This window comes from Sutterella sp. KLE1602 (assembly GCF_001578585.1).
Lineage (GTDB): Bacteria > Pseudomonadota > Gammaproteobacteria > Burkholderiales > Burkholderiaceae_F > Sutterella > Sutterella wadsworthensis_A.
This window is the reverse complement of record NZ_KQ968496.1, coordinates 42,705-65,077: the sequence shown is the minus strand read 5'-3', so window position 1 is coordinate 65,077 and position 22,373 is coordinate 42,705. Positions and strand designations below refer to the sequence as shown.

The 22,373-nt window shown below is 59.2% G+C and carries 21 protein-coding genes; 9 read left to right on the top strand and 12 right to left on the bottom strand.

Annotated features, from left to right (window positions below):
- The first annotated feature begins 41 nt into the window (after positions 1-41).
- The gene (locus HMPREF3036_RS02045; RefSeq protein WP_062331128.1) at positions 42-1,571 is read left to right on the top strand and encodes a S41 family peptidase; all 1,530 of its coding nucleotides are present in this window, start codon (positions 42-44) and stop codon (positions 1,569-1,571) included.
- Between the two features lie 70 nt (positions 1,572-1,641).
- Here HMPREF3036_RS02045 and slmA read toward each other — a convergent pair whose 3' ends face one another.
- The 9 genes from slmA to HMPREF3036_RS02000 form a co-directional block, all read right to left on the bottom strand.
- Positions 1,642-2,253, bottom strand: a complete 612-nt coding sequence (slmA, locus tag HMPREF3036_RS02040; RefSeq protein WP_005433996.1) for a nucleoid occlusion factor SlmA — start codon at positions 2,251-2,253, stop codon at positions 1,642-1,644.
- Positions 2,254-2,298: 45 nt separating this feature from the next.
- The gene (gene sppA / locus HMPREF3036_RS02035) at positions 2,299-4,077 is read right to left on the bottom strand and encodes a signal peptide peptidase SppA (RefSeq protein ID WP_062331125.1); all 1,779 of its coding nucleotides are present in this window, start codon (positions 4,075-4,077) and stop codon (positions 2,299-2,301) included.
- Positions 4,040-4,780 carry a pyrimidine 5'-nucleotidase gene (locus tag HMPREF3036_RS02030; RefSeq protein WP_005434004.1) on the bottom strand — a complete coding sequence of 247 codons (741 nt, stop codon included), beginning with the start codon at positions 4,778-4,780 and terminating at the stop codon, positions 4,040-4,042. Before HMPREF3036_RS02030 ends, sppA begins: the two co-directional genes overlap by 38 nt.
- Before the next feature lie 131 nt (positions 4,781-4,911).
- A complete protein-coding gene (gene dksA / locus HMPREF3036_RS02025) occupies positions 4,912-5,331 on the bottom strand; it encodes an RNA polymerase-binding protein DksA (protein WP_005434006.1) in 420 nt (139 codons plus the stop codon).
- Positions 5,332-5,496: 165 nt separating this feature from the next.
- On the bottom strand, positions 5,497-6,489 hold the full coding sequence (locus HMPREF3036_RS02020; protein ID WP_038006334.1) for a CobW family GTP-binding protein: 993 nt from the start codon (positions 6,487-6,489) through the stop codon (positions 5,497-5,499).
- A gap of 70 nt (positions 6,490-6,559) precedes the next feature.
- The gene (locus tag HMPREF3036_RS02015) at positions 6,560-7,783 is read right to left on the bottom strand and encodes a class I SAM-dependent rRNA methyltransferase (protein ID WP_062331122.1); all 1,224 of its coding nucleotides are present in this window, start codon (positions 7,781-7,783) and stop codon (positions 6,560-6,562) included.
- A gap of 3 nt (positions 7,784-7,786) precedes the next feature.
- Positions 7,787-8,662 (bottom strand): diaminopimelate epimerase, encoded by an 876-nt coding sequence (gene dapF, locus HMPREF3036_RS02010; protein ID WP_005434026.1) that lies wholly within the window; start codon positions 8,660-8,662, stop codon positions 7,787-7,789.
- Between the two features lie 25 nt (positions 8,663-8,687).
- On the bottom strand, positions 8,688-9,566 hold the full coding sequence (locus tag HMPREF3036_RS02005) for a lysophospholipid acyltransferase family protein (protein ID WP_005434027.1): 879 nt from the start codon (positions 9,564-9,566) through the stop codon (positions 8,688-8,690).
- Positions 9,563-10,504 (bottom strand): lysophospholipid acyltransferase family protein, encoded by a 942-nt coding sequence (locus HMPREF3036_RS02000; RefSeq protein ID WP_231853549.1) that lies wholly within the window; start codon positions 10,502-10,504, stop codon positions 9,563-9,565. The genes HMPREF3036_RS02005 and HMPREF3036_RS02000 overlap by 4 nt, the downstream gene beginning before the upstream one ends.
- Positions 10,505-11,130: 626 nt before the next feature.
- Here HMPREF3036_RS02000 and metK point away from each other — a divergent pair.
- Entirely contained in the window at positions 11,131-12,312 is a 1,182-nt protein-coding gene (gene metK, locus HMPREF3036_RS01995; RefSeq protein ID WP_005434033.1) for a methionine adenosyltransferase, read from the top strand.
- A 150-nt stretch (positions 12,313-12,462) separates the two neighbouring features.
- Positions 12,463-13,761: a tryptophan--tRNA ligase gene (locus HMPREF3036_RS01990; RefSeq protein ID WP_062331117.1), complete on the top strand. Its 1,299-nt coding sequence runs from the start codon at positions 12,463-12,465 to the stop codon at positions 13,759-13,761.
- A gap of 43 nt (positions 13,762-13,804) precedes the next feature.
- On the opposite strand, the gene HMPREF3036_RS01985 is transcribed toward HMPREF3036_RS01990, so the two are convergent.
- Positions 13,805-14,392 (bottom strand): 5-formyltetrahydrofolate cyclo-ligase, encoded by a 588-nt coding sequence (locus HMPREF3036_RS01985; protein WP_062331114.1) that lies wholly within the window; start codon positions 14,390-14,392, stop codon positions 13,805-13,807.
- A gap of 47 nt (positions 14,393-14,439) precedes the next feature.
- Here HMPREF3036_RS01985 and HMPREF3036_RS01980 point away from each other — a divergent pair, with 47 nt between their 5' ends.
- On the top strand, positions 14,440-16,485 hold the full coding sequence (locus tag HMPREF3036_RS01980) for a lytic transglycosylase domain-containing protein (protein WP_062331111.1): 2,046 nt from the start codon (positions 14,440-14,442) through the stop codon (positions 16,483-16,485).
- Positions 16,486-16,517: 32 nt separating this feature from the next.
- Positions 16,518-17,651: a CCA tRNA nucleotidyltransferase gene (locus HMPREF3036_RS01975; protein ID WP_062331108.1), complete on the top strand. Its 1,134-nt coding sequence runs from the start codon at positions 16,518-16,520 to the stop codon at positions 17,649-17,651.
- On the opposite strand, the gene HMPREF3036_RS01970 is transcribed toward HMPREF3036_RS01975, so the two are convergent.
- Positions 17,610-17,801, bottom strand: coding sequence for a DUF2905 domain-containing protein (locus HMPREF3036_RS01970; RefSeq protein WP_005434053.1), 192 nt, complete (start codon positions 17,799-17,801; stop codon positions 17,610-17,612). The genes HMPREF3036_RS01975 and HMPREF3036_RS01970 overlap by 42 nt on opposite strands.
- A 51-nt stretch (positions 17,802-17,852) precedes the next feature.
- On the opposite strand from HMPREF3036_RS01970, the gene HMPREF3036_RS01965 reads away from it, so the two are divergent.
- From HMPREF3036_RS01965 to HMPREF3036_RS01955, 3 genes are all read left to right on the top strand, one after another.
- A complete protein-coding gene (locus HMPREF3036_RS01965; RefSeq protein ID WP_005434055.1) occupies positions 17,853-18,254 on the top strand; it encodes a dihydroneopterin aldolase in 402 nt (133 codons plus the stop codon).
- Positions 18,255-18,258: 4 nt separating this feature from the next.
- Positions 18,259-19,206, top strand: coding sequence for a tRNA 2-thiocytidine(32) synthetase TtcA (ttcA, locus tag HMPREF3036_RS01960; protein WP_038006336.1), 948 nt, complete (start codon positions 18,259-18,261; stop codon positions 19,204-19,206).
- Between the two features lie 108 nt (positions 19,207-19,314).
- The gene (locus HMPREF3036_RS01955) at positions 19,315-19,761 is read left to right on the top strand and encodes a CBS domain-containing protein (RefSeq protein ID WP_005434060.1); all 447 of its coding nucleotides are present in this window, start codon (positions 19,315-19,317) and stop codon (positions 19,759-19,761) included.
- Between the two features lie 255 nt (positions 19,762-20,016).
- Here HMPREF3036_RS01955 and rsmI read toward each other — a convergent pair whose 3' ends face one another.
- Positions 20,017-20,916 carry a 16S rRNA (cytidine(1402)-2'-O)-methyltransferase gene (rsmI, locus tag HMPREF3036_RS01950; RefSeq protein WP_005434062.1) on the bottom strand — a complete coding sequence of 300 codons (900 nt, stop codon included), beginning with the start codon at positions 20,914-20,916 and terminating at the stop codon, positions 20,017-20,019.
- A 196-nt stretch (positions 20,917-21,112) separates the two neighbouring features.
- Here rsmI and HMPREF3036_RS01945 point away from each other — a divergent pair, with 196 nt between their 5' ends.
- Positions 21,113-22,369 (top strand): penicillin-binding protein activator, encoded by a 1,257-nt coding sequence (locus HMPREF3036_RS01945; protein WP_231853548.1) that lies wholly within the window; start codon positions 21,113-21,115, stop codon positions 22,367-22,369.
- Positions 22,370-22,373: the final 4 nt, after the last annotated feature.

Here is a 22,373-nt window from a genome sequence, read left to right as displayed (position 1 = left end):
TGAGGAAGCCCTCCTCTCCAGTCGGGCACCTAAAAATCATCATGCACAAGCTTCGATCCGTCACCCTGCTGTGCGCAGGCATCTGCGCCGGCGTCCTCTCCACCGTCGGCATTACCGCGTACGCCGAAAAACAGTCGGCCGCGCCCCTGCCCCTTGCAGAGATCCGCCAGTTCACGAGCGCCTTCAATGCGATCAAGGACTTCTACGTTGACGACGTCTCAGACGCCAAGCTCCTTCAGTCCGCCGTCGACGGCATGGTGAGCGGTCTCGATCCTCACTCGAGCTTCCTCGACGTCGAGGGCTACAAGGACATGACTGAAAGCACTCAGGGCTCCTTCGGCGGCCTCGGGCTTGAAGTGACGAAGGACCCCGCGGGCGTTCGCGTCATCTCCCCGATCGACGACACGCCCGCCGCACGCGCAGGCATGCGTGCAGGCGACATCATCACGCGCATCGACGGCAAGTCGGTGGCGGACATGTCCCTCAATGCGGCCGTCAAGCTCATGCGCGGTCAGCCCAACACCAAGATCGAGCTCGTCGTGGCCCGCAAAGGCGCCAACAAGCCGCTCAACTTCTCGCTCGTCCGAGCCCTCATCAAGACGCAGTCCGTCAAAATGAAGAAGCTCGACGAAAAGGTGGGCTACATCCGCATCTCACAGTTCCAGGAGCGCACGGCCGAGGATCTCTCGAAGTATCTCGACGAACTGGCCAAGGACGGTCATCTCGAAGGCCTCGTGCTTGACCTGCGCAACGACCCGGGCGGCCTGCTCCAGGCAGCCATCGGCGTCTCCGCCGCCTTCCTGCCGAAGGGCTCCGACGTTGTTTCCACGAAGGGACGTCAGGCGCAGTCCGACTACACCTTCAAGGCGGTCGAAGCCGACTACCGCGCGGGCAACGCCGTCAGGGCGCTCTCCGACCTGACGCCTGTCGCAAAGAAGGTGCCCATCGTCGTCCTGATCAACTCCTCGTCCGCCTCCGCCTCCGAAATCGTGGCGGGCGCCCTGCAGGACCACAAGCGCGCGACCATCATGGGCGACCGCTCCTTCGGCAAGGGCTCCGTGCAGACCATCATGCCGATGAAGTTCGGAGACAAGACCGTCGCCGTGAAGCTCACGACAGCACGCTACTACACGCCGTCGGGCCGCTCGATTCAGGCCAAGGGCATCATCCCCGACATCTATGTCGACGACACTCCGAAGGGCAACTACCCCTCCTTCCAGATCCGCGAGGCCGACCTCACGCACCACCTGATCAATCAGGATGAAAATAAGGATGAGAAGGACCTGCTCAAGGATCTGCCCTACGATGACGAGGAAGGCGAAATCCCCGACTACCAGTACATGTTCGGCGACGACAAGGACTGGCAGCTCCAGCAGGCCGTCAATTTCCTCAAGAACAAGCCCGTGGCCGAATCCAAGTACCGCGGCAAGTCCCGCGACCTGGTGAAGAAGCTCAAGGCCGAAGCGGCGGCCGAAAAGCTCAAGGCTGATCGAGCCAAGGCCTCCAAGATGGAGAAGAAGGCCGAGGACGCCAAAGCTGACAAAGCTGAAGACGCCAAGACCGAAAACTAAGTCGCACTGACCAAAAAAGGAGGCCGCGAAACTATCCGCGACCTCCTTTTTCCATCTTCTGTCTCCCTGCTCAAGGCTTCAAGAAGAGCTCCGTATCGGAGCTGCTCTTGAGCCCGGGGCGCACCTTGAAGCCCGTCAGCACAAAACGCTGCCACTGGCCGAGCACGGACGCCATCAGGAGGGACGCCCTGCCGGACGCATCGAAATCGGCAGGAAGCGCACCTTCGGCAACGGCCGTGCGGTAACTCAGCTTCAGCCCCGCCTCAAGGGCGAGATGCAGTCGGCTGACGCGTTCGATGAGCCTGGGATCCTCGTAGATGAGAACCTGCCCCGTCATGACTCGCGTGATGCCGGGATTGGCGTCGGCAAACTGCAGCATCACATTCACGCTGGCCCTCACCTGATCGAGGCCGGACATGCCCTCCGACGCACGGATCTGCCCCGTCAGCCCCATCAGGCTTTCCTCGGCAAAATCGATCAGTGAGTCAAACATGTCCGCCTTGTTCTTGAAGTAGCGGTAAAGAAGGCCCTCGCTGATGTCCATCACCTCGGCAATGCGCGCTGTGGTGATCTTTTCAAGCGTTGCTTCGTTGAGCATGCCTGCAAGGTGCTGCAGGACTTTCTGGCGGCGCTCTCCCTTCGTGCGTCGATGGGAGAGCGTAACTTCGACGGCATCCGTCATGATGTTCTTTCTTCTACAGTGCTGAAGTCTCGGGAAAGCGTAAGTTTACAGCGTCGGCTCGAACGGAGCCCAGGCCAGCGGTCGGTTCGACTGAGCGGCAAGCGCATCAAGCGCCTGCCTCACCTCGAGGACCTTTCCCACGGCCGCCCCCGCCCTGCTCTGCAGGAACGCACGCAGCGCCCCCCGCCAGGACGTGTCGACAGGCTCCCACAGCACGGATGCAGTTTCGGCCGGCAGCTTCGCCTCACGGCACGCAAGCTTCAGGGCCTCATCCATTCCGCCCTGAGCATCCGCCAGACCGAACTTGACGGCCTGAGCACCCGTCCAGACGCGGCCTTGGGCGACGCGCTCGACCTCCTCAACGGACATGCCGCGGGACTCGGCCACCAGCTTCTTGAAGTCCGCGTACGTACGGCTTACGCCTCCCTCGATGAGTCTGCGTTCCACATCGCCGGGCGCCGCAGCAGGATTGCCGAAGTCCGCAAGCGGCGTCGTGCGGTAGCCGCCGCGTCCCACCTTCAGCTCCTCACGAAGTCCCTCGGCGTGCACGCTCATCGCAAAGACGCCGATCGAGCCCGTGATGGAAAGCGGATCCGCCACAATGCGGTCCCCCGCCGTGGCGATCCAGTAGCCGCCGGAAGCCGCGGTGTCGCCCATCGAGATGATGACAGGGTTCCCCGTCTTCTTCTTGTACTCAACCAGACGAGCACGAATCAGTTCCGCCGCAACCGCATCACCGCCGGGACTGTTGACGCGCACGACGAGGGCCTTGACCTTGGGATCCGTCTGAATTTCATCGATCACGCCATTGATGCCGTCGGGCGTCATGCCACCAAGCTCGGGCATGCCCGTGATCTCACCCTCCGCAATGAGGACGGCCACTGTGTCTCCCGCAGAAACGGTCTCTGTCGCGGCCAGATAGGCCGTGGCGTCAATGGCCTTGAGGTCCTTCACCTGACCGCCTGCATACTTGTCGGCAAGCTTCTGAAGATAGGCATCTCGCGTCTCAAGCTCGTCGATGAGTCCCGCCTCCCTGAAGAAAACGGAGAGCGACTTTTCCGCCGTTCCGTCCTTCGCAATCCCGGCGATGAACTTCTCGACCGTGCCGTTGACCAGACCACGACGAGCCTCGAGACGGCTCACAAGCCCCGCCCAAGCGTCGTCCATGTAACTCTTCTGGGCTGCAAGACTTTCCGCCGAAGGCCTGCCCGACGTAAAGATCTCGGGAGCGCTCTTGAAGGCGCCCGCCTTGTGCACCTCGACCTCAAGCCCCGCAGCGTTCAGAAGCGGTCCCCAGTAGAACGTCGTGGCGGAAAGCCCCTTGACGATGGCATCCCCCATCGGATGAATGCCGACGTGATCGGCATGCGCCGCGACCAGATACTGCGGTTGCGTGTACGAAATACTCCATGTCCAGACCTGATGCCCGCTCGTCTGACGATAGCGGTCAATCGCGGCTCCGATTTCACGAATGGAGGCCATGCCCGCTCCCGCCAGATCGTCGACACGAAGCACGACGCCCGCGATGCGGTCGTCATGCGCCGCCCTGTCGAGCGCATCAACGACGTCCGCAAGCCTCGTATTCTCTTCAAAGGAATCCTGCCCGAACATGGACAGCATGAACGACGGCTCTGCAGGACCGCTCTCCTTCACTTCTCCGACCAGGTCAATGCGAAGAAGCGTTCCCTTGGGCAGGTTCGGCGCCTCCGAGGCCACCCAGAAGACGACCGCCAGCGTGACGAGCGTCAGGAGAAAGAGAAGGTTCACCAGAAGACGGCGTACCCCGTCAAGCAGCGCATAGGCTGCGGCGATGCGTGAGAACATTCAAACACCCATTGCTAAAAATTCTGTCGTCCGGCGTTCCGAACTGAAGGCGGGAAAGCTCCCTGATGTGCCCGATCGTAAAGTCCGCACAGGGACGCACGATGCGGTTGGCAAGCTTGCCGTTCTTCTTGCGGTACCCCGTGCACCAGACCGTCCGGATCCCCTCGGCGTGCGCAGCCATGAGGTTCATCGGACTGTCGTCAACAAAGACCGTGTCGGCGGGAGAAACGCCCCAGCGCCGGCACGTCATCAGAAACATCAGGCGACTCGGCTTCGGACGCCATTGGCCCAGCGCATGCATGTCAGTGCTGGCCACCAGGCCGTCCACAACATGGTCAAGCTCCAGCGCTTCAAGCACGGCCCGGGCATAGTTGCGCGGACCGTTCGTAAAGACGACCTTGCGTCCGGGAAGCCTCTTCACGTCCTCTGCGGGACATCCACTGAATTGGATGTAGAGACGCGGATCAAAATCGTGCGCAAAGCTCAGGAAGTCCCGGGGATCGATGCCATGATGCCTCCAGAGCCCCAGGAACGTGGCGCCGTAAACGCTCCAGTAGTGCCGGCGAAGAGCCGAAGCCTCCTCCCATTCCATGCCGAGCTCTCTGCACATGTATTCGTTCATCAGCAGATGAATCTTGTGGAGCATGCCGCCCGACGCCTCAAAGAGCGTGTCATCGAGATCAAATAGCCACAACTTCGGCATAGGTTTCCTTCTGTTCGAGTCGCAAATACAAAAAACTCGGCAACCGTCCGTCATTTTACGGACAACGATTGCCGAGTTCATGGGAGCGCCCGGGTTTCGGGCGCATCCAGCAGGGTTGACTCCCCGCAGCATCAGTCTCCGTAGAGCTTCTGCTTGAGTTCGCGACGCTGCTGGGCCTCGAGAGAAAGCGTGGCGGTCGGGCGGGCGAGCAGACGGGCGACGCCGATGGGATCACCGGTTTCCTCGCAATAGCCGTATTCGCCGTCGTCGATGCGCTTGATCGCAGCCTGAACCTTCTTCAGAAGCTTGCGCTCGCGGTCACGGGTACGCAGTTCAAGCGCGTGCTCCTCTTCGATCGTGGCGCGGTCGGCCGGATCGGGCACAACCGTCGTTTCGCGAAGATTCACCGTCGTCTGATCAGCATTTGCACGAAGCTCCGCTTCCATCGTCTGAAGGCGGTTCTTGAAAAATGCAAGCTGGCGCTCATCCATGTAGTCGTCTTCCGACATCTTCAGGAGCTCGTCAACCGTCAAAAGTTTAGTCGTGCCCATAACTTCTCGTCTTTGTATTTAGATTGGCATTGTGTGGCCGAACAAAGCGGTGCGGCCGTCAGAAATATGGCTTTATACAGGAAAACTAGACCCTTTGCCAACTGCCCAAGGCCGTTTTATTTCAGTAACTTCCCTGAGAGTCAATCCCGCACCTGCTCCACGCTTCTAGTCCAAACAGGTGGCGAGGCCGCGCTTGATGGCCTCCTCGGGAAGATTGCGCCCGATGAACACAATCTTCGAGAAGGGCTTACGGTCTCCCCACGTATCAAGCACGTCGCTCACGGCAAGCATGTGCACGCCCTGGAAGACGACTCGGCGGTCGGTGCCGCTCAGATAGAGAACGCCCTTGTAGCGAAGCATGTCCTGACCGTAGACGCTCGTGAGCGAAGCGATGTAGCGTTCGAGCTTCATCGGATTGAACGGTCGATCGGACTCATACACAAACGAGTGGATGTCGTCGTTGTGATGGTGCATGTGATGATCGTTGTTGAAGAACGCAGGATCAACATCAAGCACGTCGTTCATGTTGAAGCCCGTGATGTTAAGCACTTCGTCAACAGGGCATTCGCCCATGTTGACGCGGCGGATCGGGGCGCGGGCGTTCATCTGACGAAGACGCTGCTCCATGGCCGCAACTTCCTCGGCCGTGCAGAGATCCGTCTTCGAAAGCAGGATTCGGTCTGCAAAGCCGACCTGATCGCGCGCAGCGGCCTCCTCGTCAAGCGTGGCGGAACCGTGCTTGCAGTCGACGACCGTCACCACGCCGTCAAGACGGAAGAAGGCGGCGACGGCATCGTCCATGAAGAAGGTCTGGGCGACGGGGCCAGGATTGGCAACGCCGCTAGTCTCGATGACGACGTAGTCGAACTTGATCTCGCCCCTGCTGCGACGCAGGCGCAGATCAGTGAGAACCTTGGACAGGTCGCCGCGGATCGTGCAGCAGACGCAGCCGTTGTTCATGTTCACAATCTGTTCCCTGTCCGTCTGAACAAGCAGATCCGTGTCGATGTTCTCCTTGCCGAATTCATTTTCGACAATGGCGATCTTGTAGTTGTGGTTCTCGCTGAGGATGCGATTCAGCAGCGTCGTCTTGCCGGCACCGAGAAAACCCGTAAGAATCGTCACCGGAATGTCCGGCTGTTGTTCTTCAACCATCATTTTTTTATCCTCGTCAATAACGAACCAACCACGGGCGAGCCCGTGGTTATGCATGCAATCAGTCTACGCCTCAAGGCCTCACCAGGAGATGAAGTCCCTTCAGGTATTCGCCTTCGGGGTAGGTCATCAGAAGCGGGTGGTCAATGCCGCCGCCGAAGCGGCCGACGGCCCAAGCGTCCACCTTGGCGTCAAAAACGGCGCCCGCAACGATCTTCTGGAAGAGATCGACGTCCACCGCGCCCGAGCACGAGAACGTGAAGAGCTGGCCGCCGGGCAAAAGGAGCTTCAGACCGTTGAGGTTGATGTCCTTGTAGGCACGGGCCGCGCGTTCGACATGGCGATGGTTCGAGGCGAACTTCGGAGGATCGAGAATCACCAGATCGAACTTTTCGCCCGCATCACGAAGCTCGCGCAAATACGTGAAGACGTCCTTGCAGACAAACTTGGCGCAGTCACCCTCAAAACCATTGCGCCTGGCATTGGCGGCGGCCATGTCGAGGGCCTCCTGAGAGGAGTCAACGGAGACGACTTCGGCCGCACCGCCCTTGAGGAGTGCAAGAGAGAAGCCGCCCGTATAGCAGAAACAGTTGAGCGCGCGCATGCCCCTGCCGTGGACGCGGCGGAACTCCTCCGCGACCTTCTGGGCCGTCAGGCGGCTTTCACGCTGGTCGACATAGAAGCCGGTCTTGTGACCGACGCGCACGTCAACGCCATAACGCACGCCGTCTTCCACGACTTCAATCGCGGCAGGCGGCTCTTCGCCGCGCAGCAGTTCGCTGCGGATCGACAGACCCTCACGCTGGCGCGTGGCCGCGTCGGATCGGTCGAAGATCGTCTTCGCACCCGTGATCTCCATCAGCAGGTCGGCAATCAGCTCGCGATGAGCCTCAACGCCTGCAGACTGGAACTGAGTCACGAGGCAGTCGGCGTACTGGTCGACGATCAGGCCGGGCAGACCATCCGCCTCGCCGAAAACGAGACGCACGGCACTCGTGCGGTCACGCAGACAGGCACGAGCCTCGACGGCGTGACGAAGCTTCCTCTCGAACCAAGAGGCATCGATCACCTCCTCTTCCTTGAAGGACCAGCAGCGTGCGCGGATAGTCGATTCGGGCGAATAGGCTGCCCAAGCGAGGAAACGGCCGTCGAAAGAGACGACGCGAACAGTCTCGCCGCTTGCGGGAGCAGTCTTCTTGGAGTCGAGAACCACCTTTTGAACCGCCGTGTCGTAGACCCACGGATGGCGGCGCAGAAGGGAGCGCTCCTTGGATTTCTTCAGAACCAGATCAATCATGACTTAAATGCCTTCAGGAATAGTGATGACACCTTTAAAAACGGTCGTCGCCGGCCCCGTCATCATGACGGGAGCGTCCGGCGTCTTGAGGCCTTCCCAACGGATGGTGAGCTCGCCGCCACGGGCCTGAAGCGTCACCTCTTCGTCAAACCAACCGCGGCTGATACCCTCGACTGCGGCTGCACAGGCGCCGGTGCCGCAGGCGAGCGTTTCACCTGCACCACGCTCCCAGACGCGGAGCTTGCCGCGTGTACGGGAGACGACCTGCAGAAAGCCCACGTTAACACGGGCGGGAAAGGCAGAAAAATATTCCATCCTGGGGCCGACCTCCGCCACAGGAGCGGCGTCAACATCCTCGACGCGGATCACGGCGTGCGGATTGCCCATCGACAAGGCGGAAAACCAGACGTCGGAACAGGAGAGATGCGCATGATAAATCCTCGAGGCACCTTCCGTGCCGGATTCGAGGCCTTCGGGAACAAAGGGCAACACTTCCGGCGCCTTGCGGGCAGGCCCCATGTTCACCGTCACACGGCCATCAGGCCTCACTTCGGGCTCGATGACGGCCTTCATCGTCTCAACGCGAATGCTCGTCTTGTCGGTGAGCCCCTCTTCACGAACAAAGACGGCGAAACAGCGGGCGCCATTGCCGCACTGTTCGACCTCGTCCCCGTCGCAGTTGAAGATGCGATAGCGGAAATCAACACCGGGAAGCCTGGCACGCTCGACCATCAGCACCTGATCAGCCCCAATGCCGAAGCGACGGTCGGCCAGATAGCGGATGAGTGCAGGCGTAGGCTCGATGTCCTGTCGGATGCCGTCAAGCATCACGAAGTCATTGCCGGCACCCTGCATTTTCGTAAACTTCAGCGTTCTCATTTCAGGTATTCTTTTCAGTCGTTTTTTAATAGAGTGACTGCTCGCCCTCAGGTCGAGTCTTGAAGCGGCGGTGGACCCAGAGGTACTGGTCGGGATATGCACGAATCCATTCCTCGAGTTCGGCATTGAGCCTTCGGGTATCCGCTTCGAAGTCGGCCGTCGGGAAGTTCTCCCACGGCTTGGAGATGATGACGTGGTAGCCCTCTTCGGTCATCGTGGCAATGCACCAGAGGACCTTTGCCCTCGTCACTCGCGCAAGACGCGAGACCATCGGCAGCGTGGCTGCCTGTACGCCGAAGAACGGCACGAAAATCGAGTTCTTGATTCCGTGGTCCATGTCGGGCAGGTAATAGAAGGGAAGCCCCTCCTTGATGGCGCGCAACACGGGGCGCAGATCGCTCTCGTTGCTTTTGGCGATGAGGACAGGGTCGGAGAAGCGCTTGCGCCCTGCGAGCACTGCCTCATCCCAGGCAGGATTGCTCTGCTTCTGATAAAGCGACACACCGCGCACGTAGGTGTTGAGCGCAATGCCTGCAGCGTCGAGACCTGCGAAATGCGGTGCCACAACAATGATGGGCTCACCCTTGTTTTCAAGCAGGTTTTCAAGCCCCTCAAAGGTCACGAACTTCTGAATCGTCTCCTTGTCGGATTCCCAAAGCGTGCCGTGATCGACGGCAGCGCGCGCAAGGCGGACATAGACACGATGTGCCAGCGAGCGACGCTCGGACTCGGAAAGCTCGGGAAAGCAGAGCCTCAGGTTCGTCTCGATGACATGGCGACGCTTCGGAATGGCGAGCCAGAGGATTCTGGCAATGACTTTCGCAAGAGCTTCGCGCACGGACATCGGCAGATTCTTCATCGACCGAACCACACGGATCCAGAACTTGGCAAAGAAAACGTTCACTTTTTGTCTCCGGCCTGCTTGGGATGCGCTCCTGCAGGGGTCTTGTAGCGGTTGTAGCTCCAGGCATACTGCTCAGGCATGCGACGAATGACGGCCTCGATCTGGCGGTTCATCGCCTCGGCGTCCTTTTCGGTGTCGCCTGTAAGCGGTTCATCCCACTTCACAGCCTCAATGCGCCAGCCGTCGCCGCTTCTCACGCCCCAGACGAAGAAGCGATCAGCCTTGAACTGATGCGCGACACGCACAGGAAGCGTCATCGTGTAGGCAGGCCTGCCGAAAAAGTCGGCCCAGACGCCCTCCCCCTTGGAAGGAACCTGATCAGGCAACGCACCGAATGTATGTCCCTGCTTCAGGTTGCGGATCATCTTCTTGACACCCGCAATCGTCGTCGGGCAAGCCTGAATGCCGGGAGCCTGACGCGCCTCGCCCACGATCTTTCTGAGAAGACTCACCTTGGGCGGGCGGTAAAGAATGGAAATGCCGCGCCCCGTCCTTGCAAAAAACGTGGCGGCAAACCACACGGGAAGCACCTCAAAGCAACCGACGTGTGGCGTCAGAAAAACAATCGGGCGACCACTGTCAACGGCCTCGCGCACCATTGCCTCGGCTTCCGGCGCGATATGAACACGCTTGAGCACAGTCTCGGCAGGACGGTACCAAACCCAAAGGCTCTCCATGGCCTGTCGGCCCGCATTGCGACCGACTCGTTCATACAGATGAGGATCGTCATAACCAGCCAGCTTCAGATTCTCCATAGCCCGGGCCCTGGTGGCTAGGGACAGCTTGAAGGTCAGGCCTCCGATGCCCGCCCCCACGACCTGCAAAAAACGCAGAGGGAGCTTTGAAAAAAGCTTCAGCAACCAGTCCATGTCTTGCGTCCATTCGAGAGAAGTAATCCAAACAATTAATTTTATCGGATTTAGTCCCAGTCCCGACATGAACCCAATGGGCCTCCACCGCCCATGCAGCCATCATCACCCAGTGCAGACTTTCCATGAAATCAGTGACGACAAGTTCATCTCGCCCGAGGCACGGATGAACATCAACTTCGTCTCACAGGGACTCCGCCGCACGGCGGAACCCGATTCTCAAGCACGTGAACAGGTCGAACCCAAGCACATGAGCCGTCGTCCTTCGACACGATCACGCCACCGGGACTAGGCTGCGAGGCGGTGCCCGATTCCCAAAAACGTGACGGTCTGAACCAAATATAGAGTGCGAAGCTCGCCCGGATGTACCTTGACTGTCGGGAACATACAATCGGGCAACCTCCACGAGGAGAGTATTCCTGCAGGCAGAGAAAAGAACCTGACGACCTTCAGCCAGACAAAAGAAAGCAGATTCACAATAAGGACACGTCACGAACGATGCCACGCTCAGATTCATTCGTGCCTTCAGTGGCACGGAAATCCTGATGGTTGTATTATTCGACGTTCGCCGAGTTAACAAAGACAACTTGCGGGGCGATGACAAATACCGCTAAAGCGTCTTGCGCAATCGACTGGCAGTCGACATACCTCATTGCGTTAGGCGCTGTCCTTCTCATTCCTAATGGAGTATGGCAATGGCCAGCGAATATCTTTTTACTTCCGAATCCGTCAGTGAAGGTCATCCCGACAAGGTCGCGGACCAGATCTCTGACGCCGTCCTCGACGCCTGTCTCGAACAGGATCCCATGAGCCGCGTTGCCGCGGAAACCCTCTGCACCACGGGCCTCGTCGTTCTCGCTGGTGAAATCACCACGGGTGCCAACGTCGATTACATCGGCCTCACCCGCGACGTTCTCAAGCGCATCGGCTATGACAACACCGAATACGGCATCGACCATAAGGGTTGCTCCGTCCTCGTTGGTTACGACAAGCAGTCTCAGGACATCGCTCAGGGTGTCGACAGCGCCGCCGACGACGAACTCAACCTCGGTGCTGGCGACCAGGGCCTGATGTTCGGCTACGCCTGCGACGAAACGCCGACCCTCATGCCCGCACCGATCTACTACGCCCACCGTCTCGTCGAGCGTCAGAGCATTGTGCGCAAGAACGGCTCCTTCCCGACGCTGCGCCCTGACGCCAAGAGCCAGGTGACGCTCCGCTATCGCGACGGCAAGCCGATCGGTTGCGACACGATCGTGCTCTCCACGCAGCATGCCCCTGAAATGTCCGAGGGCAAGCACATGAAGGCTGAGTTCATTGACGAAGTCATTGAAAAGATCATCCGTCCTGTCATGCCTGCCGAATGGCTCAAGGACACCCGCTTCCTCATCAACCCGACCGGCCGCTTCGTGGTTGGCGGTCCGCAGGGTGACTGCGGTCTGACCGGTCGCAAGATCATCGTCGACACGTACGGCGGCTACTGCCCGCACGGCGGCGGCGCCTTCTCTGGCAAGGATCCGACGAAGGTTGACCGCTCCGCAGCCTATGCCTGCCGCTATGTCGCCAAGAACATCGTTGCCGCCGGTCTCGCCTCTCAGTGTCAGGTTCAGGTCGCCTACGCCATCGGCGTTGCCGAACCGATGAACATCACCGTGTTCACGAACGGCACCGGCGTGATCCCCGACGAACAGATCGCCAAGCTCGTGCGCGCTCACTTCGACCTGCGTCCGCGCGGCATCATCCAGATGCTCGACCTGCGCCGTCCGATCTACTCGAAGACCGCCGCCTACGGCCACTTCGGTCGCGAAGAACCGGAATTCACGTGGGAAAAGACCGACAAGGCCGCCACCCTGCGCGATGCCGCTGGTCTCCACTAATCAGCTGACTCCGCAATACTGAAAACCGGCCTGCAGAATTCTGCAGGTCGTTTTTTTATTAGCAGACAAACGCGTATCATTGAAAGACTGCCTTGACGGCGCCCTCCCGAGAGGCGCGTCCGTCCAACCAACCTGATGGAACACACAGACATGAAAAAGCGAGTTCTGACCGGCATCAACACGACCGGCACCCTCCACATCGGCAATTACGTCGGCGCCATTCGCCCGGCCATCCAGGACAGCAAGAATCCGGACGTGCAGAGCTTCTTCTTCATGGCTGACCTTCACGCCCTCATCAAGTGCCAGGACCCTGACCGCATCGAACGCAGCCGCATGCAGATCGCCGCTACGTGGCTTGCCGCAGGCCTCGATCCTGAACGCGTCGTGTTCTATCGACAGAGCGACATTCCTGAAATTCCGCTCCTCAACTGGATGCTGACCTGCTGCACGAGCAAGGGTCAGATGAACCGTGCTCATGCCTACAAGGCTGCAACCGACGCTGCCGTTGCCGCAGGCAAGGATCCTGATGCCGACGTCTCGATGGGCCTGTTCTGCTACCCCATCCTCATGGCCGCCGACATCCTCATGTTCAACGCCAACGAAGTGCCCGTCGGTCACGACCAGATCCAACACCTTGAAATGGCCCGTGACGTCGCCACGCGCTTCAACAATCTCTACGCCAAGCCCGACGAGTCCTTCTTTGTGCTTCCGCAGGCCACGGGCGGCTCTGCCATTGAAGTCCTCCCCGGTCTCGACGGCCGCAAGATGAGCAAGTCCTACAACAACGTGATCCCGCTCTTTGAGGGCGGCCGCAAGGCGCTTGACGAAGCGATCTCCCGCATCGTCACCGACAGCCGTCTGCCCGGTGAGCCCAAGGATCCCGACAGCACCTCGCTCACCGTCATTTACGACGCCTTCGCCACCGAAGAAGAATCCGCCGCCTTCCGTCAGGAACTCCGTGACGGTCTTGGCTGGGGTGAGGCCAAGAAGCGCCTCGCCGACAAGATCGACACCGAAATCGGCCCGATGCGCCAACGCTACGAAGATCTGATGGCTCATCCCGAACAGATCGAGGCCATTCTTCAGCAGGGCGCAGCCCGTGCCCGCGTCTACGCAACGGATCTCATCGCCAAGCTCCGTTACGCTGTCGGCCTGCGCTCCTTCCAGAAACTCGAGACGGCTAGTGCCACCAAGGCTCAAAAGAAGAAGGCGCCTGCCACGCTCTTCAAGCAGTACCGTGAAAGCGACGGCCTCTTCTACTTCAAGCTCACGCACGAAGGCTCCGAACTGCTCGTTTCCGACGGCCTCGAATCCGGCCGCGACGCAGGCCAGTGGGTCGGCCGCCTCAAGAAGGACCCCGCCTCTCTCGCCGAGGCTCCTGTTCACTTCGCTGAAGGCGTTGCCGCCGACAACGTTGTCGCCCTTCTGAAGTCTCTTGCCGAAGACTAAGCTCCGTCCTTGAGCTTCGACGCCTCAAGCGCCGCCGTGCATGTCACAGCGGCGCTGTTGCTTTTAGGATGATCCTTCGCTCCGTTACAACTGCATCAAGCGGCTCGTCAAATGACTCGAAGATCTCTTCGGGCACCCGAAGCTCATCAAAGGCAACTCCAACCGCCAGTGGACGCTGATTGCCGTAGGAGGCCAGATACCTGTCGAAATAGCCTCCGCCATACCCGAGCCGCCTGCACGACTCCGCATAACCCACGCACGGCGCCACAACCATGGCAGGAGGCTTGGAAGCCTCCTCTCCCTGCGGGTACGGAATGCCCGCGCAGTCCTTTCGAAGCTCAGCACCTTCATGCCAAAGCCTGTAGATCATGCAATCCGGACGAGTTTCAGGCAGGTAGATCAGTCCGCCCGTCCGCTTCAGCCAATCCCGAGCAACACTCAGCAATCCGGGCTCCGAACGGATCGGCCAGAAAAGCCCGACGCTTTTGGGACGAGCAAGTTCCAGCATTTCCAAAAACCGCTCTGCAAGCCCGTTGTCGAGCGCAAGAGATTCAAACAATTGTTTCCGTCTCGCCAAAAGAGAAGCGCGGAGGCCTTTCTTGGTTAACATTGCTGTAGTCTCTTCTGTCATTTATACGTCTCCTTCCCTTTGTTCCGCTTTTTACGGAGCTCTTGAAAATGTCGTCTGATGCCTTCAATCCGAAACTTCTGCTTTCAAGCTTGTTCCTGACGGGATATCTTGCCTGCATGACTCCCGGATTTGCAACCGAAGCTCCGCAGACACCGACCGAACAGGAAGCGGCGCTCCTTCTGGCTGCCGATGCAGAAGCCAACAAGCGCTTCAATGAGGCCTGGCAGGCTTACAGGAAGGGCAGGATTGCTACGCTTGAAAACCTTGGCGCCACGCTTGAGGCTCACCCCTTGGGCGACTATCCGAAACTCTGGCAGCTTCTGCTCGAATTCCGTCGCAACAAAGACGATCCGGACACCAACCTGCGCTTCATCAAGTTCATCGAGCGCCATCAGGGGCAGTACCTTGGAGAACAATCCGCATCCGACTATCTGATGACCGCTGCCGATCGAATCAATCCGGTGCTCTTCAATCGCCTCTACAGCCTGCTGCAATGGAACCAGGAAGAGCCGGACATTCTTGCCTGGCACCACTGGTACAACTTCGAGACTACTCCCCGAAAGACGATCGAAGCCTTTGTGCGTGACTCCAAGGTGAAGGGCCGCCCGCTTCGAATGCTGACCGACCGCCTGATAGAACAGAATCCGTCGTGGGCCTGGTCCGCCGTTTTGATCCAGCTGCAGAACCGTCGCTGGCAGGAGGTGCGCTACGTCGTCGAACATGCGCCCGACAAGACCATGCCCGCCTCGGCAAAGACTCTGACCGCGATCCTGAACAATCCGCAGCGCTGGTACAAGAAGAACGCCAAGAACTTCGACAAGCTTCCCGCACGTGTGCAGATCTTCTTCATCATGCGTATGCGAGGCATCGACTTCAAGATGTCGCAGAAGCTCGCAGAAAAGCTCTCTCCCAAGCTCTCCTCTGAATGGCAGAGCTTCCTCTGGGGACAGCTCGCCTACGAAGCCGCCGTCAGCCAGACGGGCGACGGTGCCGCTCTCTTCTCTCGTGCAGGGAATCGCGTCTACAAGAACCCGGTCGTCGTTCAGCCCGACCTGATGGCAGGATGGGCCGCTCGCGCCTACATGCGTGACGGAGACTGGAAAAACGTCGAGAAGGCCATTAGCCGCATGTCCGCCGATGCCCGCGAAAACGAGACCTGGACCTACTGGCTTGCGCGTGCTCATGCCGAACAAGGCCGTCCAGCCAAGGCCAAGCCGCTTTACGAGGCCATCTCGAAAAACCGAACCTTCTACGGAAAGCTTGCCTGTGACGAACTCGGCAAGCCCTATGCAGTTGAAACCTCTTCCGCAGCAGTCACTGAAGAGGAAATCCGTCGCTGGACCTCCGATCCGAGCATCCGAAGAGCCATCGCCTTTTACCAGAACAACTTCTATTTCCTTGGACACGCCGAATGGAACTGGGCTCTACGCAATCAGAAGCCCAGGGAGCTCTATGCCGCCGCAACATTTGCGAAGCAGCAAGGTCTCTTCCACCGCATGATCAACACGGGACAGAAGGCCAGCAAGGACTTCTTTGAACCCGAGCTGCTCTATCCCACGCCTCACAAGGAGCTCATCACGTCGATGAGCGCCCGTCACGGTCTTCCCGACGCCTGGGTCTACGGCCTCATTCGTCAGGAATCCCGCTTCATGTCCGGCGTAAGTTCCGGCGTTGGCGCTCAGGGGCTCATGCAGGTTATGCCGAAAACCGCCAAGTGGCTCATCCGCAAGCTCGATCTCAAAGAACTCAAGGGAAAGCCACTCGTCGATCCCAACACCAACGTTGCACTGGGCACCGCCTACCTGAACATGCTTCGCGAGGACTTCGACGGTAGCTTCGCGCTTTCCAGCGCTGCCTACAACGCAGGTCCCGTCCGTGCGCGCATCTGGCGAAAGACGCTGGAAAAGCCCATGGAGGGCGCCGTCTTCATCGAGTCCATCCCCTATTTCGAAACCCGCGACTACGTAAAGAACGTGCTCTCGAACACATTCATGTATGCTCATCGGCTGAAGGAGGATCTCGGCTCCTTCAAGTCGTTCGTGGGCACGGTGACGCCTTCGGACCCGACGGCCAAGGAGGCCGATCTTCCCTGATCGGGATTTTCTGACCGGACAAGCTTCAACTTATGCAGATTTATACCGTCGGCGGATACGTGCGTGACATGCTTCTTCGTCAGGCGGGCCATGACGTGCCCGCAGGCGGAGACCGTGACTGGGTCGTCGTGGGCTCCACGCCCGAGGAAATGCTTGAAAAGGGCTTCACCCCCGTCGGCGCGGACTTCCCTGTATTTCTTCACCCGAAGACGCATGAGGAATATGCGCTCGCCCGTACTGAGCGAAAAACCGCCCGCGGCTACCATGGGTTTGTATTTCACACAGATCCCGGCGTGACGCTCGAGGAGGACCTCAAGCGGCGTGACCTGACGATCAACGCCATGGCCATGGACGACAGCGGTCGAATCGTCGACCCGTACGGCGGCATGGAGGATCTTCGGAACCACGTTCTTCGTCACGTAAGCGAAGCATTTTCCGAGGATCCCGTCCGCATTCTTCGCGTAGCCCGCTTCAGCGCCAAACTCTGCGACTTCCGCATCGCCGAGGAAACCATGGCGCTCATGACGCTCATGGTCGAGAACGGCGAGGCGGATGCACTGGTGCCCGAACGAATCTGGGCGGAAGTGAGCCGCGGCTTTGCATCGCGCCATCCCCTCAACATGATTGACGCGCTTTCCCGCTGCGGCTTGTGGACGAAGCTCTTTCCTGTAGACCCGGACAACTCCGCCATGCGCGAAGTCCTCTCCAAAGCCGTGTCTGAAGACCTGTGCCTTGATGCGCGCTTTGCCCTCATGACGGCCTTCTGCCGAAATGCAGAAGAAGCTCAGCAAACGGCGGCCAACCTTCGAACCCCCGTCGCCCTGCAGCAGCTTTGCAGCTGCTTCCGCACCTTGCTTCCGCTCTTTGCCGAAGCAGTTGATGCTCAGACTGCAGGGGCTCTGCTTGAGCGCGGTGATGCACTTCGCAGACCTGAACGCATGGCCCTCATGATCCGCATGTGGGAAGTGCTGTCCCCAAAAAACGTGGAGAAACTCCTGAAGGCGTCAGAGCTTTGGTGCGGCGTGAACGCGGGGGCCGTTGCCAAGGCTCAGACCAACCCCAGACTCATTCCCGCCGCCGTGCGTGCCGCCCGCATTGAAGCGCTGCAGCCGCTCTTTGCCGCCTCAGAGAAGACGGGCAACCACGGCCACGATGGCAGTCAGTAAAATCGTGCTCATCAAGGGGATCTCAACCTTGCGGCCCATGACCGTGAAGTTGATGTCCCCGGGAAGGCGTCCAAGCCCCCATCGTCTGAGCGTCGGCACGCACGAGAGCACGACGACAAGCAAGACGAAAATACAGATAATCCATCGCATCAGCGCGTTTCCTTTCAGCTCAAGCTGCCTACAACGGCCGGCCGTTGCACCATGAACAGCCATATTACAGACTTTCTGACCTTCCAATGTCGCAAGATTTTCGTTCGAGGCCTTGTGCTTGACTGCCACATCGGCGCATACGAGCATGAAAAGCACCGCACCCAGAAGGTCACCTTTGAATGCGACGTCTGGATTCCGCTTCAGGACTCCACGAGCAGCTGCGATGAACTTCAGGATGTGCTCAACTACGACCTGATCGTCGGTACCATCTCGGACATCGCACAGTCCGCTCACTTCAACCTGCAAGAAACTCTCGTGGACGCCATTGCCGACAAGCTGGCGACACTGCCCGGCGTACAGTTGCTCCGCGTTTCCTCCGCCAAGACCGAAGCCTACGAACATGTCGACGCCGTCGGCATCGAAGTCTGGCGCCGACGCCCCTCACTCCCTTAAGATCATGAACAACGACAGCAAGAACAGCATCCCCATCATCCCCGTCTCCGACGTCCCCTCTCGTCCTCTCAACGAAGACAACGAGATCTTCCAGAACAGCAAGGACGGCGTCAACATGGGTCCCAGCAACCGCAATAAGAAGTCGGTTGCCGTCAAAAAGCTTGAGAAGCGAATCATCCGCCTCACAGCCCAGGCCATCACCGACTTCGGCATGATTGAGGACGGTGACCGCGTCATGGTCGCCATGAGCGGCGGCAAGGACAGCTTCGTGCTTCTCGATGCCCTCCGGACGCTCCAGAAGCGCGCGCCGATCAAGTTCGATCTCGTTGCCGTCAATGTCGACCAGCACATCCCCAACTTCCCCCGTGAAGCACTCGAGCAGTACTTCAAGGACATCGACGTCGAATACCACATCGAGGATCAGGACACCTACTCCATCATCCAGCGCCTGATCCCTGAAGGCCGCAACGTCTGCTCGCTCTGCGCCCGTCTCCGCCGCGGCATTCTCTACCGCGTCGCAGGCGAAATGAAGTGCAACAAGATCGCCCTCGGCCATCACATGGACGACATTGTCGGCACGCTGCTGCTCAATCTCTTCTACGGCGGCCGCATGAAGGCCATGCCGCCCATTCTGCGAAGCGACGACAAGCGCAACGTCGTCATCCGCCCGCTTGCCTACGTACGCGAAAGCGAAACGGAGAAGTTTGCCAAGATCCGCCAGTACCCCCTCACCTCAAAGGGCATCTGCGGAGCGGGTGAAAACCTCAAGCGTCAGGAAGTGAAGGAACTCATCAAGGCCTGGGACCGTGAGTTCCCCGGCCGCATCTACAACCTCTTCATGAGCCTGCAACGCGTCTCTCCGTCGCACTTGATGGACAAGCGCCTGTACGACTTTCACAACTTTGTCCCACTTCTGCCTGCGGCTTCTGCCGACGAGGGTGAGGACGAATAAATTCAAGCCCTCCTCCAAGCCGAGCACCAACCGTTTGGTTAGAATTTATTCATTACGCAAAGCAGAAAGCGTCCCAGGAAAAAGGTAGAAAACATGAGAACTCGCTCTATGAAAGTCATCGACATGGCCGTGCATGAGGTCGCCACGATCACGGCTGACAAGACCATCTGCGACTGTGCAAGGCAGATGCGCCTTGAGCATGTCGGCAGCCTTGTTGTTGTCAATGACGATCAGACGCCCCTCGGCATGATCACGGACCGCGACATCGCCATCGAAGTCGTCGCCCGCAATCTGGATCCGATGAAGCTCACCGTCCGCGACGTCATGACGACTCCCGTCGTCACTGCGGGCCCCAGCGAAAGCATGGTCGTGGCACTTGCCCGCATGCGTGAATTCGGCGTCCGCCGCCTGCCCATCGTTGATGAGGAAGGCAAGCTCGTCGGCGTGATCTCCAACTCCAATCTCGTCGAAGAGCTCTCCTCGCTGCTCGACAGCCTGGTGCGCAATATTCACTCCTCGAAGACTCGAGAAGTCGCCCTTCGCTCTGACGAATGATGTTCCCGTGGAACATCATCGAAGATGATCCCTGTCGGTTCCGAACGTTGTTCGGAACCGTTTTTTTTTCGATCCAGGATGTTTCACATGGAACAATCCTGCGTGAATCCTGCAGAAGTCTCCCTCTCCTTCATTTTCCATGACGATGTTCCACGTGGAACATTGTCCTGAGAGCAGACCGCAGGCATGAAAAAACGCTCAGCGAAGAATACCTTCACGGACCGTTTCCTTAAGGACGGGGCGAGTTGAAGCCGATCAGTTCTTGTGCTCGCAAAGCCACTGGTAGATTTCATCACGCGGCTTGCCCGTCACCTTGGCGGCGACGGCGGCCAGCTTCGAACTCGGAAGCTCGCTCATCATTGCACGAAGCCATCGGATGTCATCCTCGGAGAGGGCATTGTCCTTTGCGGGCGCCTCGTCCACAAGAATGACGTACTCCCCGCGGGGCTCGTGCAAAGCGGCCCATTCCGCGAGTTCGGCCCCTGTAAGACTGGAGAAGGTCTCGAACTTCTTCGTGATCTCACGTGCCACCACGACTCTGCGCTCGGGCTCCATGGCCGCAGCCAGATCTTCAAGCAGATCCACGACACGATGCGGCGCCTCATAGAGAACAAAGGGCTCAGGACGTGCCAGCCAGTAGGCAAGCGCATTGCGGCGCGCCTTGGACTGCGGCGGGACGAAACCCACGAACGTAAAGCCCGAGCCGTCGAGGCCGGCCCCGGAAAGCGCCGTCACGACGGCGGAGGCGCCGGGAACGGGAATGACGCGGAACCCTGCCTCGCGAACGGCCTTGACCGCACGGGCGCCCGGATCGGACACGCAGGGCGTGCCCGCATCGGTAACGAGCGTCACCTTTTTGCCTTCCTGAAGAAGCTCGATGATCTGCTCGGCACCATGCCTTTCGTTGTGCTCCCTAACCGACAGAAGTTTTACACTAATGCCAAATTTATCCAGAAGCTTGCGGGTTTCGCGTGTATCCTCAGCGGCGACAACATCAGCCAGAGCGAGTATCCAGAGCGCCCGCAGTGTAATATCTCCAAGATTGCCGATAGGCAGCCCGACGATGTAAAGCGTGCTGTCGGGGCAGTTCTGCCCAGGCAGGCCCGCCGCCTGAATCAAAGCGTTAGATGTCCATAAATCATTGAGGGAATTCATCGTGTCCGTCCTTCCATTTGCCCGACAGTTGTTCAGAACTTTAATCATAAGCTTACCGATTGTAAGCGTTGCTGCGACGACTTCGGTTGATGCTACGGATTCCGGGGTGGTCGTCCTTCCTCTGGGCCCTGCATACGCCACCGAAACGGCCGACACCCGGGTTCCTGCCGAACCCGTCGAAAGCACGGCACCCGTCATGACAGAAGGCGAGGCCACCCGCCCCGTCACCATCGCCATGCTGATGCCGTCCGACGAATCTCCGTTCCTTCCCGCCGCACGCATTGTGGGCAACGGTCTGCTTACGGCAAGCCGTGTCAGCGGCCGCAACGCCAACATCATGTTGATCGAAGCGCCTGAAAGCGTTCCCATCAACGAGATGATAGACACCGCCGTCTTCTCCGGCGCCGACGTCGTCGTCGGACCGCTCCAGAAGGATCAGGTGGAACAGCTCTCCAGGGAAAAGAATCTTCCGATTCCCATCGTAACCCTCAACTATGCCGCGACGCCCGACGAAGAGATTTCGCCCAACATGCTGATGCTCTCCGTCGCGACTGACCTTGAAGCCGAGTACATCGCACGTCAGGCTGTGAAGGCGCTGCCTGAAGAGACAGCCGCAGGCCTGCCCCCGAAGGTGCTCATCCTCACGACGGACAAGCCGTGGGAAAAGCGCCTGAGCGAAGCGTACATGAAGGTTCTGAATCTTTCCGGCGTCCAGTATGAGGTCTTCACGGTCACGATGGATAACCTGCAGGATCTCCAGGACAAGTGCCGTCCCGAACTGAGCCAGGAGGAACGCTACAAGTTCAACCGCATGGCTGCAACGGCCGACAGCGAAAGAGCCCGCAAGCAGGTCCACGAGGCGCAGCGTGCCCACGCGGCCGTTGCCGCCCCCCCGTATCACTCCGTCCTGCTCGCACTCGACGCCAGGGATGCCGGTCTGGTTCGCAGTCGTTTACCCTTGCGCACAAGCGTTTGGGCGACATCGACCACCAATCCCGGTGATCCGAAGACAAGTTCGAGCGCTTCTGCGCTTGCCTTTGACCTGAACCACGTTGTTTTTGCAGAATGTCCCTTTATTTTGCGCTATGACAACGAGAGCTTTGAGGCCAAATTTCAGACCGCCCTGCCCTATTCCATGCCCGCCAAGCGTCTCTTCGCACTCGGGCTTGACGCCTATCAGGTTGCTGAAGACTGGGCTCATGGCAGGAAGGCTTTCGAAATCAGCGGCGAAACCGGCCAGCTGACCGTCCACCGCGACCTCAGCGCCCAGGTCGTTCGCACCCCCGCCTCCTTCGAGATCCGCTCAGGCGAGCTGGTCGACACTGCCGTCGATTCCGAAGTCCCGGATGAAACGGCCGCCGAAGGAGAAGTGGAGCCTAACATGGGAGCGCCTGAACCCATCGAGCCCGAAGTGCTTCAGGAAGACGACACGACGCAGAACAGCAATATTTAAATAG